Below are 237 nucleotides of genomic sequence, written 5' to 3' on the forward strand. Positions count from 1 at the left end.
CCGCCCCGGCCTGTGGCGGGGTGCAGGGGGGCCGCCCGTCCCGCCCCGGGACTACCGCTATTGACCGCATTGCGGTCTATAGCTGGGCGTCACCTTCATCTGTGGCAACGGGCGCGGGGCGCCGTCGGTGAGGGCGGGGCCGAGGTCTTCCCAGGTCTGGCCCTGTTCGACCATCAAGCGCCACAGCAGCTGCGATTCGCGGCGTTTCACTTCCGAACTGAGCCGGTAGGAGGGCGG

At 70.5% G+C, this 237-nt stretch carries 1 protein-coding gene; it reads right to left on the reverse strand.

The annotated features are described in order from the left end of the window. Positions 1-57 precede the first annotated feature (57 nt). Positions 58-237, reverse strand: a 180-nt coding sequence (locus KVS69_RS20515; protein ID WP_217540184.1) for a hypothetical protein, incomplete at its 5' end; no start/stop codon positions are given.

It is taken from the genome of Stenotrophomonas sp. GbtcB23, assembly GCF_019091045.1.
Lineage (GTDB): Bacteria > Pseudomonadota > Gammaproteobacteria > Xanthomonadales > Xanthomonadaceae > Stenotrophomonas > Stenotrophomonas rhizophila_A.